The 17,182-nt window shown below is 61.3% G+C and carries 15 protein-coding genes; 14 read left to right on the forward strand and 1 reads right to left on the reverse strand.

The features are described from left to right. Positions 1–5 precede the first annotated feature (5 nt). The 8 genes from mreB (at position 6) to tldD (ending at position 11,208) form a co-directional block, all read left to right on the forward strand. Positions 6–1,043, forward strand: a complete 1,038-nt coding sequence (gene mreB / locus PSH81_RS04415; RefSeq protein WP_002555108.1) for a rod shape-determining protein MreB — start codon at positions 6–8, stop codon at positions 1,041–1,043. A 169-nt stretch (positions 1,044–1,212) separates the two neighbouring features. After that, complete coding sequence (mreC, locus tag PSH81_RS04420; protein ID WP_225595289.1) at positions 1,213–2,331, forward strand: rod shape-determining protein MreC; 1,119 nt, start codon at positions 1,213–1,215, stop codon at positions 2,329–2,331. After that, complete coding sequence (mreD, locus tag PSH81_RS04425) at positions 2,331–2,819, forward strand: rod shape-determining protein MreD (protein WP_192297685.1); 489 nt, start codon at positions 2,331–2,333, stop codon at positions 2,817–2,819. The genes mreC and mreD overlap by 1 nt, the downstream gene beginning before the upstream one ends. Before the next feature lie 50 nt (positions 2,820–2,869). Further along, positions 2,870–3,466 (forward strand): nucleoside triphosphate pyrophosphatase, encoded by a 597-nt coding sequence (locus tag PSH81_RS04430; RefSeq protein WP_192297684.1) that lies wholly within the window; start codon positions 2,870–2,872, stop codon positions 3,464–3,466. A 70-nt stretch (positions 3,467–3,536) separates the two neighbouring features. Next, entirely contained in the window at positions 3,537–4,994 is a 1,458-nt protein-coding gene (gene rng, locus PSH81_RS04435) for a ribonuclease G (RefSeq protein WP_010213134.1), read from the forward strand. A 42-nt stretch (positions 4,995–5,036) separates the two neighbouring features. Next, positions 5,037–8,852 (forward strand): YhdP family protein, encoded by a 3,816-nt coding sequence (locus tag PSH81_RS04440; RefSeq protein ID WP_305392074.1) that lies wholly within the window; start codon positions 5,037–5,039, stop codon positions 8,850–8,852. Between the two features lie 48 nt (positions 8,853–8,900). After that, a complete protein-coding gene (locus PSH81_RS04445; protein WP_192297682.1) occupies positions 8,901–9,749 on the forward strand; it encodes a carbon-nitrogen hydrolase family protein in 849 nt (282 codons plus the stop codon). Positions 9,750–9,765: 16 nt separating this feature from the next. Beyond that, positions 9,766–11,208 (forward strand): metalloprotease TldD, encoded by a 1,443-nt coding sequence (gene tldD, locus PSH81_RS04450; RefSeq protein ID WP_053131569.1) that lies wholly within the window; start codon positions 9,766–9,768, stop codon positions 11,206–11,208. Between the two features lie 47 nt (positions 11,209–11,255). On the opposite strand, the gene yjgA is transcribed toward tldD, so the two are convergent. Then, entirely contained in the window at positions 11,256–11,777 is a 522-nt protein-coding gene (gene yjgA / locus PSH81_RS04455; RefSeq protein ID WP_025856302.1) for a ribosome biogenesis factor YjgA, read from the reverse strand. Between the two features lie 108 nt (positions 11,778–11,885). On the opposite strand from yjgA, the gene pmbA reads away from it, so the two are divergent. The 6 genes from pmbA (at position 11,886) to PSH81_RS04485 (ending at position 17,158) form a co-directional block, all read left to right on the forward strand. Beyond that, positions 11,886–13,232: a metalloprotease PmbA gene (gene pmbA, locus PSH81_RS04460; protein WP_192297681.1), complete on the forward strand. Its 1,347-nt coding sequence runs from the start codon at positions 11,886–11,888 to the stop codon at positions 13,230–13,232. Positions 13,233–13,382: 150 nt separating this feature from the next. Next, on the forward strand, positions 13,383–13,778 hold the full coding sequence (locus tag PSH81_RS04465; protein ID WP_192297680.1) for a FagA protein: 396 nt from the start codon (positions 13,383–13,385) through the stop codon (positions 13,776–13,778). Then, positions 13,771–15,147: a lyase family protein gene (locus tag PSH81_RS04470; protein WP_192297679.1), complete on the forward strand. Its 1,377-nt coding sequence runs from the start codon at positions 13,771–13,773 to the stop codon at positions 15,145–15,147. Before PSH81_RS04465 ends, PSH81_RS04470 begins: the two co-directional genes overlap by 8 nt. A 27-nt stretch (positions 15,148–15,174) precedes the next feature. After that, complete coding sequence (locus PSH81_RS04475; protein ID WP_192297678.1) at positions 15,175–15,618, forward strand: hypothetical protein; 444 nt, start codon at positions 15,175–15,177, stop codon at positions 15,616–15,618. A gap of 1 nt (position 15,619) precedes the next feature. Beyond that, positions 15,620–16,231, forward strand: coding sequence for a superoxide dismutase (locus PSH81_RS04480; protein WP_192297677.1), 612 nt, complete (start codon positions 15,620–15,622; stop codon positions 16,229–16,231). A gap of 33 nt (positions 16,232–16,264) precedes the next feature. Next, positions 16,265–17,158, forward strand: a complete 894-nt coding sequence (locus tag PSH81_RS04485) for a ZIP family metal transporter (RefSeq protein WP_305392075.1) — start codon at positions 16,265–16,267, stop codon at positions 17,156–17,158. Positions 17,159–17,182 lie beyond the last annotated feature (24 nt).

Consider the following 17,182-nt stretch of genomic DNA (forward strand, 5'->3'; position numbering starts at 1 on the left):
TCCCCATGTTCAAGAAACTGCGTGGCATGTTTTCCAGCGATCTTTCCATTGACCTGGGCACTGCCAACACCCTTATTTACGTGCGCGAGCGCGGTATCGTTCTGAATGAGCCATCGGTTGTGGCCATTCGGACCCATGGTAATCAGAAAAGTGTCGTTGCCGTCGGCACCGAGGCCAAGCGCATGCTCGGCCGTACACCAGGCAATATTGCCGCCATCCGTCCGATGAAAGACGGCGTGATCGCCGACTTCAGCGTCTGCGAGAAGATGCTGCAGTACTTCATCAACAAGGTTCACGAAAACAGTTTCCTGCAGCCCAGCCCGCGTGTGCTGATCTGCGTTCCGTGCAAGTCCACCCAGGTGGAGCGTCGTGCCATCCGTGAATCGGCCCTTGGTGCTGGTGCTCGCGAAGTCTTCCTGATCGAAGAGCCAATGGCCGCTGCGATCGGTGCCGGCCTGCCGGTTGAAGAAGCCCGCGGTTCGATGGTGGTGGATATCGGTGGTGGTACTACCGAAATCGCCCTGATCTCCCTGAACGGTGTGGTGTATGCCGAATCCGTCCGCGTCGGCGGCGACCGCTTCGATGAAGCGATCATCACCTATGTGCGCCGTAACTACGGCAGCCTGATCGGTGAATCCACCGCAGAGCGCATCAAGCAGGAAATCGGCACCGCCTACCCGGGCGGCGAAGTGCGCGAAGTCGATGTTCGCGGTCGCAACCTGGCCGAAGGTGTTCCACGTGCCTTCACCCTGAACTCCAATGAAGTGCTGGAAGCTCTGCAAGAGTCCCTGGCCACCATCGTTCAGGCTGTGAAGAGCGCCCTGGAGCAATCGCCGCCGGAACTGGCTTCCGACATCGCCGAGCGTGGCCTGGTGCTGACCGGCGGTGGCGCCTTGCTGCGCGACCTGGACAAGTTGCTGGCCCAGGAAACCGGCCTGCCGGTGATCGTTGCCGAAGACCCGCTGACCTGCGTTGCCCGTGGCGGTGGTCGTGCACTGGAAATGATGGATAAACACACCATGGACCTGCTCTCCAGCGAATAAGCTTCGTTGGTCGGTTCATGCGTCGCCAACAGGCAGCACTTTGCAGTGCTGCCTGTTGGCGTTTATCTTCTTCAACCTGCATCCAGGCCGGTTAGATGCCGTATGAGTAAAGAGAACATTTGCCTGGGAGGAGCGGCCTATTAAACCGCTTTTCGCCAAAGGCCCCTCATTGGGCGTGCGCTTGTTGGTGCTGGTCGTGCTTTCGGTCGCGCTGATGGTGGTCGATGCCCGTTTCGCACTGCTCAAGCCCGTGCGCAGCCAGATGTCGCTGGTGTTGATGCAGACTTACTGGATCACCGACCTACCGCAACGGCTGTTCCAGGGCGTGGCCAGCCAATTCGGCAGCCGCACCGAGCTGGTCGCCGAGAACGAAAAACTCAAGACTGAAAACCTGCTGCTGCAGGGGCGCATGCAAAAGCTGGCGGCCCTCACCGAGCAGAACGTTCGGCTGCGCGAGTTGCTCAACTCTTCCGCGCTGGTCAACGAGAAGGTCGAAGTCGCCGAGTTGATCGGCATGGACCCCAACCCCTTCACCCATCGCATCATCATCAACAAAGGTGAGCGCGACGGTGTGGTCCTCGGCCAACCGGTGCTCGATGCCCGTGGCTTGATGGGCCAGGTGGTCGAGTTGATGCCCTACACCTCGCGCGTACTGTTGCTGACGGACACGACCCATAGCATTCCGGTGCAGGTCAACCGCAACGGCCTGCGTGCGATTGCCAGCGGCACCGGCAACCCGGAACGCCTGGAATTGCGTCATGTGGCCGATACCGCCGACATCAAGGAAGGCGACCTGTTGGTCAGCTCCGGCCTGGGTCAACGGTTCCCGGCGGGTTATCCGGTGGCGACGGTCAAGGAAGTGATCCACGACTCCGGCCAGCCATTCGCCATCGTCCGTGCCGTGCCGACTGCCGCCTTGAACCGCAGCCGCTATCTGCTGCTGGTGTTCAGCGACAACCGCACCCCGGAAGAGCGCGCCAACGATGCCGCCCAAGCCCAGGAAGCCGAAGACAAGCAGAACGGCACCACGCCGATCGTCCCTGCGACGGTGCCCAAGCCTGCCGCTGCGCCATCGGCCACACCTGCGGCCGCTCCCGCTGCCGCGGCGCCGGTCGCAACGCCGGTCAAGCCAGCTGCGCACAACGCGCACGCGGTCAAGCCGGCGGCCACCAAACCACCTGCTTCGGCGCCCGCGACTGCCACGCCTGCGACCAAACCGCCTGCTGCAACGCCGGCTGCCCGTCCAGCGGCAACGGCCCCGGCAACCACGCGGCAGAGGGAGGAATAATGGCCGGTACTCATTCGCGCAATGGCTGGATCGTCTGGTTGACCTTCGCGGTCGGCTTGCTGCTCAGCGTTTCTCCGTTGCCGCAATTCATGGAAATCCTGCGTCCGCTCTGGCTGGCATTGCTGCTGGCCTTCTGGTCGCTGAACCTGCCGCACAAGATCGGCATGGTCACCGCGCTGTTCCTGGGCTTGGCGGAAGACGTGCTGTATGGCACCTTGCTGGGCCAGAACGCGCTGATCCTGACGCTGATCACGTTCCTGGTGCTGTCGTTGCAGCAGCGTTTGCGCATGTTTCCGATGTGGCAGCAGTGCCTGGTGATCCTGGTGATCTTCGGCCTGGCGCAGTTGGTGCAGCTATGGCTCAGTGCCCTGACGGGCAACCGCCAGCCGACGCTCGCGTTGGTATTGCCGGCGCTGGTCAGTGCGCTGCTGTGGCCCTGGATCAGCTTTGGCCTGCGTGGGTTACGTCGTCGCTATAAAATCAATTGAATGGATTGCGAGGCTCTGCCTGGTTATCGAGTCCTACAGGGAGAGTCTGCATGAATTCGCTTTATCTGGCCTCGGGCTCCCCGAGGCGACGTGAGTTGCTGACCCAGATCGGTGTGCCCTTCACCGTGGTCAGCGCCGCGATTGATGAAACTCCTCTTACCCACGAATCCGCCGTTTCCTACGTCGAGCGTCTGGCGCGCGGCAAGGCTGCGGCGGGTTTGGCTGCGCTTGAACACGCCTCGGGTGCCTGTGTGCTGGGGGCCGACACCGCCGTCATTGTCGACGGCCAGATCCTCGGCAAACCCGTGGATCAAGCCGATGCCCTGGCCATGTTGATGGCCCTGGCGGGGCGTGAACATGACGTGCTCACAGCCATTGCCGTTACCGATGGCCAGCGCTGCGAAACTGTTTGTGTAAGCAGTCGTGTACGTTTTCGCAGTATTTCTGTCGAGGAAGCTACAACCTACTGGCACAGTGGCGAACCCCAGGACAAGGCGGGCGGCTATGCTATTCAAGGGCTTGGATCGGTGTTTGTCGCCGGGCTCAATGGCAGTTATTCCGCCGTGGTAGGCCTGCCGGTGTGCGAAACCGCGCAACTGCTCGGTCAATTCGGCATACCCTGTTGGCAACACCTTACCGCGCGCTGAACGCCTAACCCCAGCGCCCAGCCCTAAGCGATCGGTCACTATTGTGAAAACGCCTGAACGAGACCCAGCCATGAGTGAAGAGATTCTGATCAATATCACGCCGATGGAATCACGCGTGGCGGTGGTAGAGAACGGTGTTCTGCAAGAAGTGCACGTCGAGCGCACCCAAAAGCGCGGGATCGTTGGCAATATCTATAAAGGCAAGGTGGTGCGTGTATTGCCGGGCATGCAGGCGGCATTCGTCGACATCGGCCTGGACCGTGCAGCGTTTATCCACGCATCGGAAATCTCCCTGCGCGAAGGCCCGGCGGTAGAGAGCATCAGCGCGCTGGTGCACGAAGGGCAGAGCCTGGTGGTGCAAGTCACCAAGGACCCCATCGGCTCCAAAGGCGCGCGCCTGACCACGCAGCTGTCGATTCCGTCGCGCTATCTGGTGTACATGCCGCGTACCGCCCACGTCGGCATTTCCCTGAAGATCGAAGATGAAGCCGAGCGTGAGCGCCTGAAGAAGGTGGTCAGCGACTGTGTGGCGGCCGAAGGCATCAAGGAGGCCGGTGGTTTCATCCTGCGCACTGCCGCCGAGGGTGCCGGTGCCGATGAAATCCTCATGGATATCCGTTACCTGCGGCGCCTGTGGGACCAGATCGGCGCACAGATCAAGACCATCGGCGCACCCAGTGTCATCTACGAAGACCTGGGCCTGGCCCTGCGTACCCTGCGTGATCTGGTCAGCCCCAAGATTGAGAAAATTCGCATCGACTCGCGGGAAACCTTCCAGCGCACCACGCAATTTGTTGCCGAGCTGATGCCGGAAATTGCCGATCGCCTGGAGCACTATCCTGGCGAGCGGCCGATCTTTGACCTGTATGGCGTTGAAGATGAAATCCAGAAAGCCCTGGAACGCAAAGTGCCACTGAAGTCCGGTGGCTATCTGGTGGTGGACCCTGCGGAGGCCATGACCACCATCGACGTCAACACTGGCGCGTTCGTGGGGCATCGCAATCTCGAAGAAACCATCTTCAAGACCAACCTCGAAGCGGCCACTGCGATTGCCCGTCAACTGCGCCTGCGCAACCTGGGCGGGATCATCATCATCGACTTCATCGACATGGAAGATGAAGAGCACCAGCGCCAGGTGCTGCGCACCCTCGAGAAGCAACTGGAGCGCGACCACGCCAAGACGAACATTATCGGCATCACCGAGCTGGGCCTGGTACAGATGACCCGCAAGCGCACCCGCGAAAGCCTTGAGCAAGTGCTGTGCGAGCCGTGCAGCAGTTGCCAGGGGCGCGGTAAATTGAAGACTCCGGAAACCGTTTGCTACGAGATTTTCCGGGAAATCCTACGAGAGGCGCGAGCTTACCAGGCCGAAGGTTATAGAGTGCTCGCCAACCAGAAAGTGGTCGACCGCCTGTTGGACGAAGAGTCGGGCAACGTCGCCGAATTGGAGGGGTTTATCGGGCGCACAATTCGTTTCCAGGTTGAAACCATGTATTCCCAGGAACAATACGACGTGGTGCTGCTCTGATCCCCATTCGCTTACTTTTGACTGTCTTGAGGGTCGCCTGACATGGAGCGTCTGACACGCTTTTTTGCCGCTTTGACCCGTTGGGGCCTGGGCCTTTGCGCGTTGCTGCTGGTACTGGCGGCGGTGTACGTGAGCCTGGGGCGCGAATTGACCCCGCTTGTGGCCGAATATCGCGCCGAAGTCGAGGCCAGGGCCCAGGCGGCGGTAGATATGCCGCTGCACATTGGCAGCCTTGAAGGCCGTTGGAGCGGCTTTGCGCCGATGCTGCTGGCCCACGACGTGATGCTGGGCGAGGGCAGCAGCGCCTTGCGCCTGGATCAGGTCGAAGTGGTGCCGGACATCTGGGCCAGCCTGATGGCGCGTGAAGTGCGCATCGCACATCTGGAAGTCAGTGGCCTGCAACTCAGCGTCAAGGAGGACAAGGACGGCCACTGGGCGCTGCAAGGCCTGCCGGCGCAGGATGACCAGCCGCTGGACCCACAGCAATTGCTACAGCGTATGCAGATGGTCAAGCGCGTGTCGCTGCTCGACAGCCAGGTGACCTTGCAACCCTTCGACCAGCCCCCGCTGACCCTGACATATGTCGGCCTGAGCTTGCACACCGGCATCACCCGCCAGCGCCTGGACGCGCGCCTGACCCTGCCTGACGGCCAGCCCCTGGCACTGAGCTTGCGCACGCGGATTCGTGCGAGCCAATGGCAAGACGCTGAAGCACAGGCCTACCTGAGCCTGCCCCAGAGCGACTGGGCCAAGTGGATTCCGGCCAAGCTGACGCAGCAATGGAAACTCACCCAATTCAAGGCCGGCGGCGAATTCTGGCTGACCTGGGCAAAGGGCACCGTGCAAAGCGCGGTGGTGCGCCTCAACTCGCCACAGATCAAGGGCAGCTACGCCGAGCGCAAGCCGGTGCACATTGAAAACCTGGCCCTCAACGCCTACCTGCAACGCAGTGATAGCGGTCTTACGGTGCTGTTCGACTCGCTGGCGATGAACCTGGGCGAGACCCGCTGGGAATCGCGCGTGCAATTGCAGCAAAGCCTGGCCACCGACAAGGACCAAGAGGTGTGGAAGCTTCAGGCGGACCGCCTGGACCTGACCCCCATCACACCGTTGCTCAATGCCCTGGCGCCGTTGCCCGAAGGTTTCGCCACGACCATCGAGCACCTGAAGGCGATTGGCCTGCTGCGCAATGTGCTGGTGGATTTCCGTCCTCAGGACACCACGGATCAAAAACTCAGTTTCGCCGCCAATCTCGAACGTGTGGGGTTTGACGCCTACTTCGGTGCCCCGGCTGCCCGTAACATTTCCGGCAGTATCAGCGGTGACCTTGGCCATGGCGAACTGCGCATGGACAGCAAGGACTTTTCCCTGCACCTGGATCCCATCTTTGCCAAACCCTGGCAGTACATCCAGGCCAATGCGCGCCTGACGTGGAAGCTGGATAAAGATGGCTTCACCCTGATCGCGCCGTATATCAAGGTGCTGGGCGAAGAGGGCAAAGTGGCTGCCGATTTCTTGATTCGCCTGAGTTTTGACCAAAGCCGCGAAGACTACATGGACCTGCGGGTGGGCATGGTCGATGGCGACGGGCGCTTCACCTCCAAATACCTGCCGGCGGTGTTGAGCCCGGCACTGGATGAATGGCTGCGCACGGCGATTCTCAAAGGTGCGGTCGACGAGGGGTTCTTCCAATACCAGGGCTCGCTCAACCACGATGCGTTGCCCGCCTCGCGCAATATCAGCCTGTTCTTCAAGGTGCATGACGCCGAACTGGCGTTCCAGCCAGGCTGGCCGCATGTGAGCAAGGTCACGGGTGAGGTGTTCGTCGAAGAGAGCGGTGTGCGCATCCTGGCCAGCAAGGGGCAATTGCTCGACACCAAGGTCAACGACATCTACGTCAATATTCCCCATGCGCCGGCGGACAAGGACAGCCACCTGCTGCTCACCGGCGGTTTTGCCGGCGGCCTGGGAGATGGTCTGAAGATCCTTCAGGAAGCGCCGATCGGCACGGCTTCGACGTTTGCCGGCTGGAAGGGCGAGGGCGACCTGCAAGGCAGCCTGGATCTGGACATACCGCTGGCCAAGGGCGCCGAACCGAAAATCGTGGTGGACTTCAAGACCGACAAGTCCCGGCTGCAATTGGCCGAGCCCACCTTGGACCTGACCCAACTCAAGGGGGATTTCCGCTTCGACAGCGCCAAGGGCCTCAGTGGCCAGAACATCACGGCCCAGGCGTTCGACCGGCCGATCAGCGCGCAGATTGTTGCCGGCGGCAAGCCGGGCAATATCAGTACGCGCGTGACGGCCAAAGGGCAGGTCACGGTCAAGCGGCTGACGGACTGGTTGAAAATCAGCCAGCCGTTGCCGGTTTCCGGCGATATTCCATACCAGCTGCAACTGAACCTTGACGGTGCCGACAGTCAACTGATGGTCAGCTCCAACCTCAAGGGCGTGGCAGTGGATTTGCCGGCGCCCTTTGGCATGCCGGCCAGCCAGGGGCGTGACAGTGTGTTCCGCATGACCTTGCAGGGTAACGAGCGCCGCTACTGGTTCGATTATGGCGAGTTGGCGAATTTCACCTTCGCGGCGCCGCCGGACAAGTTCAATGACGGCCGGGGCGAGTTGTTCCTCGGTGATGGCGATGCGCTGTTGCCGACAGTCAAAGGCCTGCGCATTCGCGGAGTCTTGTCGGAACTGGATCTGGACCCGTGGAAGAAGCTCGTGGACCGTTATGCGGGCAACGACCCGGGCGGCAGCGCCAAGCAATTGCTCAGTGGGGCCGACTTCAAGGTCGGCAAGCTGACCGGCTTTGGCACCCAGTTCGATCAGGTCAAATTGCAGTTGGACCGCAAACCCGCGGCGTGGGGCCTGCAGCTCGACAGCCAGCAGGCCAAGGGCACGGTGAACCTGCCGGACGCCAAGGGCGCGCCGATTGCGATCAACCTGCAGTATGTGAAATTGCCGGCCGTGGACCCGAGCGTACAGGCCGATGAAAACGCCCCGGACCCTTTGGCCGACATCGACCCCAAGGATATTCCCGCGCTCGACATTGCCATCGACCAGCTGTTCCAGGGGCCGGACTTGATCGGCGCGTGGTCGTTGAAGATCCGCCCGACAACCAAGGGTTTGGCCTTCACCAATCTGGACCTTGGCCTCAAGGGCATGCAGCTCAAGGGTGATGGCGGCTGGGAAGGCACGCCGGGAAGCAGCGGCAGCTGGTACAAGGGGCGCCTGGACGGTAAGAATATCGGCGATGTACTCAAGGGCTGGGGTTATGCGCCGACCGTCACCAGCAAGGACTTCCATCTGGACGTGGACGGGCGCTGGCCGGGCTCGCCGGCCTATGTGGGGCCGAAACGTTTCTCCGGCAGCCTGGACGCATCCTTTCGCAGCGGTCAGTTCGTGGAAGTGGAAGGCGGCGCCCAAGCCCTGCGTGTGTTTGGCCTGCTCAATTTCAACTCCATTGGGCGCCGGTTGCGCCTGGACTTTTCCGACTTGCTCGGCAAGGGCTTGAGTTATGACCGGGTCAAAGGCCTGTTGGCTGCCAGTAACGGCGTGTTCGTTACCCGCGAGCCGATCACCATGACCGGGCCGTCGACCAACCTTGAGCTTAACGGCACCCTGGATCTGGTGGCCGACCGTGTCGACGCCAAGTTGCTGGTGACATTGCCGGTCACCAACAACCTGCCGATTGCCGCGTTGATCGTGGGGGCTCCGGCGATTGGTGGGGCGTTGTTCCTGATCGACAAGCTGATCGGTGACCGCGTTTCGCGCTTCGCCAGCGTGCAATACAAAGTCGAGGGGCCGTGGAAGGATCCGAAAATCACCTTCGACAAGCCATTTGAAAAGCCAAACTGAGAGCCTGTGGAGTAGCATGGTCGCACGCCCATTACGGAGAGTCGGCCCATGTCCTTTGCGGTAATTCAAATGGTCAGCCAGAGCGATGTGCTGGCCAATCTTGCCCAGGCCCGGCGCCTGCTGGAGCAAGCGGCGGCAGGGGGGGCGAAGCTGGCGGTGCTGCCGGAAAACTTTGCCGCCATGGGCCGGCGTGATGTGGCCGATATCGGCCGGACCGAGGCATTGGGCGAAGGACCGATCCTGCCGTGGTTGAAACAGACCGCCCGCGACCTCACCTTATGGATAGTGGCTGGCACCTTGCCGTTGCCGCCCAGGGATCAGCCGTACGCCAAGTCCAACGCCTGTTCGCTGCTGGTCGATGACCAGGGCGAAATCGTTGCCCGATACGACAAGTTGCACCTGTTCGATGTGGACGTTGCCGACGCGCGCGGTCGTTATCGTGAATCCGACGACTATGCTTTCGGCAGCAACGTGGTGGTGGCGGACACGCCGGTGGGGCGATTGGGCCTGACGGTGTGTTACGACCTGCGCTTCCCCGAGCTGTACAGCGAGTTGCGTGCAGCAGGGGCTGAATTGATTACCGCGCCTTCGGCGTTTACCGCGGTGACCGGCGCGGCGCACTGGGACGTGCTGATTCGCGCACGCGCCATCGAAACCCAGTGTTACCTGCTGGCGGCCGCCCAGGGCGGCGTGCATCCGGGGCCGCGGGAAACCTATGGTCACGCGGCGATCGTCGACCCGTGGGGACGGGTGCTGGCGCAACAGGATCAAGGCGAAGCGGTGTTGTTGGCCGAGCGCGATAGCAGTGAACAAGCGTCGATACGGGCGCGTATGCCGGTGGTCAGCCACCGGCGTTTTTTCTCGCAGGGCGCACAGCGGCCTGCTTCGGAACGATGAATTTAAGGCCAAACCTATGAGCGAGTTGTTGTCCTCAGTCAGTGAACACCTCCTGGCACCTGGTGGCGTGACCATCGAAAGCTTGCAAACCGTGCTGGGCGATCTGGCCGGGCCGGGTATCGACGCGGCTGACCTGTATTTCCAGGGGCAGATCTCCGAGTCCTGGGCCCTTGAAGACGGCATCGTCAAGGAAGGCAGTTTCAACCTTGACCAAGGTGTAGGCGTGCGTGCGCAATCCGGAGAAAAAACCGGTTTTGCCTACAGCAACGCGATCACCCTGGAAGCCTTGGGCCTGGCGGCGCGTGCGGCGCGTTCGATCTCCCGTGCCGGGCAAAACGGTACGGTGCAGGCGTTCAGTACCCAGGACGTGGCGCAATTGTATGCCCCCGATAACCCCCTGGAAGTGATCAGCCGTGCGGAGAAGGTCGAGCTGCTCAAGCGTGTCGACGCGGCTACCCGCGCTCTTGACCCACGTATCCAGCAGGTCACCGTGAGCATGGCCGGTGTGTGGGAGCGCATCCTGGTGGCCTCCACCGATGGCGGCCTGGCGGCGGATGTACGGCCGCTGGTGCGCTTCAACGTCAGTGTGATCGTCGAGCAGAATGGCCGCCGGGAGCGCGGCGGGCACGGCGGCGGCGGGCGTACCGACTACCGTTATTTCCTCACTGATGACCGCGCCATGGGGTATGCCCGTGAAGCGCTGCGTCAGGCGCTGGTGAACCTGGAGGCCATTCCGGCCCCGGCCGGTACCTTGCCGGTGGTGTTGGGCTCGGGTTGGTCCGGCGTATTGCTGCACGAGGCCGTGGGCCATGGTCTGGAAGGTGACTTCAACCGCAAGGGCAGCTCGGCCTACAGCGGGCGCATGGGCGAGATGGTTGCGTCCAAGCTGTGCACCATTGTCGATGACGGCACCTTGGCCGGGCGCCGTGGCTCGTTGAGTGTCGACGACGAAGGCACTCCAACCGAATGCACCACGCTGATCGAAAACGGCGTGCTCAAGGGCTATATGCAAGACAAACTCAACGCTCGTCTGATGGGCGTGGCACGTACCGGCAACGGTCGTCGCGAGTCCTATGCGCACCTGCCGATGCCACGCATGACCAACACCTACATGCTCGGTGGCGAAAGCGACCCGGCGGAAATCATCGCCTCGGTAAAACGCGGAATCTACTGCGCCAACCTGGGTGGCGGCCAGGTGGACATCACCAGTGGCAAGTTCGTGTTCTCCACCAGCGAGGCGTACCTGATCGAAGACGGCAAGATCACCGCGCCGGTCAAAGGCGCAACGTTGATTGGCAACGGGCCGGAAGCCATGAGCAAGGTGTCGATGGTCGGTAACGACCTGTCGCTGGACAGCGGCGTGGGCACATGCGGCAAGGATGGGCAGTCGGTGCCGGTGGGTGTCGGCCAGCCAACGCTGAAAATTGATGCGATCACCGTGGGAGGCACGGGCTCGTAGGAAGGGTGGAGCTTCGGGTGGCGAAGATCGCCACCCGGGGAAGAGGATCAGCGCAGACCGCGTTGAGTCTCGTCCAGCTCACGGATGTACTTGAAGATTTTACGGCTGGTGGCCGGCGCCTTGTTATGCGCCAGTTCGTGTTGGGCCTGGCGGATCAGGGAGCGCAATTGCTGGCGGTCCGCGTCCGGGTAGTCCAGCACGAATTTCTCCAGCACGGCGTCGTCGCCCGAGATCAGGCGGTCACGCCAACGTTCCAGGTTATGGAAACGTTCGTTGTACTGGCGAGTGGAGGCATCGGTTTGATCGAGCAAGGCCAGAATGGCGTCAGTGTCCTGATCGCGCATCAGCTTGCCGATAAACATGATGTGGCGTTTACGCGCGATATTCGCGGTGTGCTTGGGTGCGTCTGCAAGAGCCCGGCGCATTTCGTCGGTCAATGGCAGTTTTGCAATCAAGTCTTTCTTGAGCGTTGTAAGGCGCTCGCCCAGATCAACCAGAGCATGCAGCTCACGTTTGACCTGGGTTTTGCTTTTCTCCCCATCGAGGGAGTCGTCGTAAGAATCAACCATGGTGGCAGTCCGCAAAGAAACGCCGCCATGATAACCAGTCGGGGGCCGCTTGTCCGGCCCGGTCGCTCGATGGCCTTAACCGAAAGCAGAATTTGAGTGGAGAAAACCATGAGTGCAGCCCAAAGCGTCGGCCCGCAAGCGTTACCGGCACTGCAGGAACAAGTCGAGCAGATCCTTGCCGAGGCCAAGCGCCAGGGGGCCAGTGCCTGTGAGGTGGCGGTGTCGCTGGAGCAGGGGCTGTCGACATCGGTACGCCAGCGGGAAGTGGAAACCGTTGAGTTCAACCGCGACCAGGGTTTTGGCATCACCTTGTACGTAGGGCAGCGCAAAGGTTCGGCCAGTACGTCGGCGAGCGGCCCGGAGGCGATCCGCGAAACCGTCGCCGCCGCGTTGGCGATTGCCAAGCACACCTCCGAGGATGAAAGCTCGGGCCTGGCCGACAAAGCGCTGATGGCCAAGGACTTGAAAGACTTCGATCTGTTCCACGCCTGGGACATTACCCCGGAGCAGGCCATTGAACTGGCATTGACCTGCGAAGCCGCTGCGTTCGATGCAGATGCCCGCATCAAGAACGCCGATGGCACCACGTTGAGCACGCATCAGGGCTGTCGTGTCTACGGCAACAGCCATGGTTTTGTAGGGGGGTATGCCTCCACTCGCCATAGCCTGAGCTGCGTGATGATTGCTGAAGCCAACGGCCAGATGCAGCGTGATTACTGGTACGACGTAAGCCGCCAGGGCGAGTTGCTGGCGGACCCGGTCAGCATTGGCCAGCGCGCCGCACAACGTGCCGCCAGCCGCTTGGGCGCGCGTCCGGTGCCAACTTGCGAAGTGCCGGTGTTGTTTTCGGCGGAGTTGGCCGGTGGTTTGTTCAGCAGTTTCCTAGGCGCGATTTCCGGCGGCAACCTGTACCGCAAGTCGTCGTTCCTTGAGGGCGCTATCGGGCAAAAGCTGTTCCCGGAGTGGTTGACCCTTGATGAGCGCCCGCACCTAATGCGTGCCATGGGGAGCTCGGCGTTCGACGGCGATGGCCTGGCGACCTATGCCAAACCGTTCGTCGAAAACGGCGAGTTGGTGTCCTATGTGCTGGGGACATACTCCGGCCGCAAGCTCGGCCTGCCAAGCACGGCCAACGCCGGTGGCGTGCACAACCTGTTCGTTACCCATGGCGATGAAGACCAGGCGGCGTTGCTGCGTCGCATGGGACGTGGCCTGCTGGTGACTGAGTTGATGGGGCATGGCCTGAACATGGTGACCGGTGATTACTCCCGTGGTGCGGCGGGTTTCTGGGTGGAAAACGGCGAGATTCAGTTCGCGGTCCAGGAAGTGACCATCGCCGGCAACATGCGCGACATGTTCAAGCAAATCGTCGCGGTGGGTAACGACCTGGAACGGCGTAGCAACATTCACACAGGTTCGGTATTGATTGAGCGGATGACTGTCGCTGGCAGCTGACCCTCCCGACGCTTCAACAGAAAAGGCGCGCCATCATCACTGATGGCGCGCCTTTTTTGTGCTTGCGTGACAGGTGGATTGATTTGCTGCTCTTGTTTTGATTCTCAATATCATTTAATAATAAATATCATTACCGAATGAGTGTGGATCATGAGTTCTGTCCTGCATGAGGATCCTTACCTGGAGAGCTGGCGCTGGATGAGTCGTCAGATTCGCTGCGGCCTCAATCCCGACGAGCCGCGCCTGATCGAACATTACCTCAACGAGGGTCGATACCTGGCGTGCTGCACTGCGACCCATCCATGGACGATCGCTGAAACCTCATTCCATCTGTTGCTCGACACCGCCGGCGATATTGCGCTGCCCTGGCATTGGCGCACGACATGCCTGGACCAGGCCTGGCGCCCCCTGCGCGACCTGGAAAAACTTTCCCACTGCGCCTGCCGCCTCAAGCGCTGGCAGACCTTTGCCTGGCAATTGGCGACCTGCGAGTTGCTGCCTTCCCTTTCTGTGTCTGACCTTGTGCAAGGATCCTCCGATGAGTAACACCCGTATCGAACGCGACAGCATGGGCGAACTGCAAGTGCCGGCCGAGGCCTTGTATGGCGCACAAACCCAGCGCGCGGTGAACAACTTCCCGATCAGCCGTCAACGTATGCCCGCGCAATTCATTCGCGCGCTGATCCTGGCCAAGGCTGCCGCCGCCAAGGTCAACGTCGACCTCAAGCAAATCAGCGAAGGGCAGGGCAAGGCCATTGTCGATGCGGCCCAAGGCTTGCTCGAAGGCGATTTCATGCAGCACTTCCCGGTGGATGTTTTTCAGACCGGTTCCGGCACCAGCTCCAATATGAACGCCAACGAAGTGATTGCGACCCTCGCCACACGCTTGCTGGGCGAGGCGGTCAACCCCAATGACCACGTGAACTGCGGCCAAAGCAGCAATGACATCATTCCGACCACCATCCACGTCAGCGCCGCGTTGGTCTTGCATGAGCAAACCCTGCCGGCCCTGCTGCATCTGGTACAGGTGATCGAACGCAAGGCCGAAGAAGTCCACCCGTTCATCAAGACCGGCCGCACCCACCTGATGGACGCCATGCCGGTGCGCATGAGCCAGGTACTCAATGGCTGGGCGCAGCAACTCAAGGCCAATATCGGCCATCTGCAGGACCTGCTGCCAAGCCTGCAGGCCCTGGCCCAGGGCGGCACTGCGGTCGGCACCGGGATCAACGCGCATCCGGAATTCGCCGCACGTTTCAGCCAGCAACTGAGCAGGCTGACCGACGTCACATTCACGCCGGGCAAGAACCTGTTCGCGCTGATCGGCTCCCAGGACACCGCTGTCGCCGTTTCCGGTCAGTTGAAAGCCACCGCGGTATCGCTGATGAAGATCGCCAATGATCTGCGCTGGATGAACTCCGGGCCGCTCGCCGGTCTCGGTGAAATCGAGCTTGAGGGCCTGCAGCCGGGCTCCTCGATCATGCCGGGCAAGGTCAATCCGGTGATTCCGGAAGCCACTGCCATGGTCGCGGCCCAAGTGATCGGCAATGACACGGTGATCACCGTCGCAGGCCAGTCCGGCAACTTCGAGCTGAACGTAATGCTGCCGATCATCGCCCAGAACCTGCTCAGCAGCCTCGAATTGCTGGCCAACTCCAGCCGTCTGCTGGCGGACAAGGCGATTGGCAGCTTCAAGGTCAACGAAGCCAAGCTCAAGGAGGCGTTGTCGCGTAACCCGATCCTGGTCACTGCACTCAACCCGATCATCGGTTACCAGAAGGCTGCTGAAATCGCCAAGAAGGCTTATCAGCAGGGCCGTCCGGTGATTGATGTCGCCCTGGAGCACACCGACTTGCCCCGCAGCCAACTGGAAGTCCTGCTGGACCCGGAAAAGCTCACGGCCGGCGGCGTGTAATCACCGACACTGCTTTGGAGGCTCACCATGGAGCACTGGAAACGCACGATCGAACGGGCCAATCGCTGCTTTATGCAAGGCGAGTTGGTTGACGCTCGCGAGGCCTATTTGCAAGCCCTGGCCCTGGCCCAAGTGTTGTTCGAACGCTGGGCGGATGCCGACGAAGCGGTGGCGGCTTTTGTCATTTCCCATCACAACCTGGCGGACCTGCATCTGCGTCTGAACCAGCCGGAAGAAAGCGCGGAGTACCTCTGCGCCATTCACCAGCGCTTGTTGCATGCGATGCAGGACCCGCGCCTGACCCCGCAGTTACGCGAGGCGGCGCTACGCCAAAGCAGCAAGACCTACATTGAACTGTTGAATTTCATCAGCGATCACGGTGAGTACCCGCGTACCCATCGCCTGCTGGGCAGCACCGCGGCGCAACAGGATGCGTCGACTCGCAACAGTCCTTATTACGGAGCACATTGAGATGTCCTACACCTTGCCTGCCTTGCCTTACGCCTACGACGCCCTGGAGCCGCATATCGATGCGCAAACCATGGAGATTCACTACACCAAGCACCATCAGACCTACATCAATAACCTCAACGCTGCCGTCGAAGGCACTGAGTTCGCGGGCTGGCCGGTAGAGAAACTGGTGTCCAGTGTGCAGCAATTGCCGGAAACACTGCGCGCTGCGGTGATCAACCAAGGTGGCGGCCATGCCAACCACTCGTTGTTCTGGGCAGTGATGTCGCCACAAGGCGGAGGCAAGCCTGAGGGCGCGCTGGGCAAGGCTATCGACGAGCAAGTGGGCGGTTTCGAGAGCTTCAAGGAAGCCTTCACCAAAGCCGCACTGACCCGTTTCGGCAGCGGCTGGGCCTGGCTGAGCGTTACTCCACAAAAGACCCTGGTCGTCGAAAGCAGCGGTAATCAGGACAGCCCCCTGATGAATGGCAACACGCCAATCCTCGGCCTGGACGTGTGGGAGCATGCCTACTACCTGCGTTATCAGAACCGGCGTCCGGAATATATCAACGCGTTCTATAGCGTGATCAATTGGCCGGAAGTTGCCGCACGCTATCAGGCCGCCTTGGCCTGACATTCACCTCCATAACAAGATCTAAGGCCGACTATGGGCACTGAAACACTGGCGGTCAGCAGCGGGCGGATGTTTCGTTATGCGTTTGGCTCGCTGCTGCTATTGGCAGGGACTGCATTGCTGGTGGCCCATGGGCTGGACTGGCTGAACCTGGAGCCGCGAATCCTGCGCGCGCTGCAAGGCGGCGCAATCTGCGCACTGGGCACGGCACTCGGTGCGGTGCCGGTGCTGGTGATTCGGCGCATGCCGGTGGCGCTCAGTGACACCTTGCTGGGTTTTGGTGCCGGGGTCATGCTCGCGGCGACGGCATTTTCGCTGATCGTGCCGGGCATCGCCGCCGCCGAAGGCCTGGGGCTTTCGCCTTGGGGGGCCAGTGGCCTGATCAGCGTTGGCATCATGCTGGGGGCATTCGGGTTGTATCTGGTTGATCGCAAGGTCTCCGGTGCCAGCCCGGAAATGCTGGTAGGCACGCCCGATCACCCGGTGATCCCGCCGCGTATCTGGTTATTCGTGTTTGCCATCATTGCCCACAACATCCCCGAAGGCATGGCCGTGGGGGTTTCGGCGGGCGGCGCAATGCCCGATGCCGACAGCCTGGCCATGGGCATTGCCTTGCAGGATGTGCCCGAAGGCTTGGTGATTGCTTTGGTGTTGGCCGGGGCAGGGATGTCGCGGATCAAGGCGTTCTTGATCGGAGCTGCTTCAGGGTTGGTCGAGCCGGTGTTCGCGGTGCTCTGCGCCTGGTTGGTAAGCCTGGCTGAAGTGCTGTTGCCGCTTGGGCTGGCGCTCGCCGCGGGGGCCATGTTGTTGGTGGTGACTCACGAGGTCATCCCCGAGTCGCGGCGCAACGGTCACGAGATGCTCGCCAGCCTGGGGTTGTGCATCGGGTTTTGTTTGATGATGGTGATGGATACCGCATTGGGCTGAAGTCGTTGCGACTTCACGCCCGTC

Origin of the sequence: Pseudomonas sp. FP2335 (assembly GCF_030687535.1) — a bacterium.
GTDB lineage: Bacteria > Pseudomonadota > Gammaproteobacteria > Pseudomonadales > Pseudomonadaceae > Aquipseudomonas.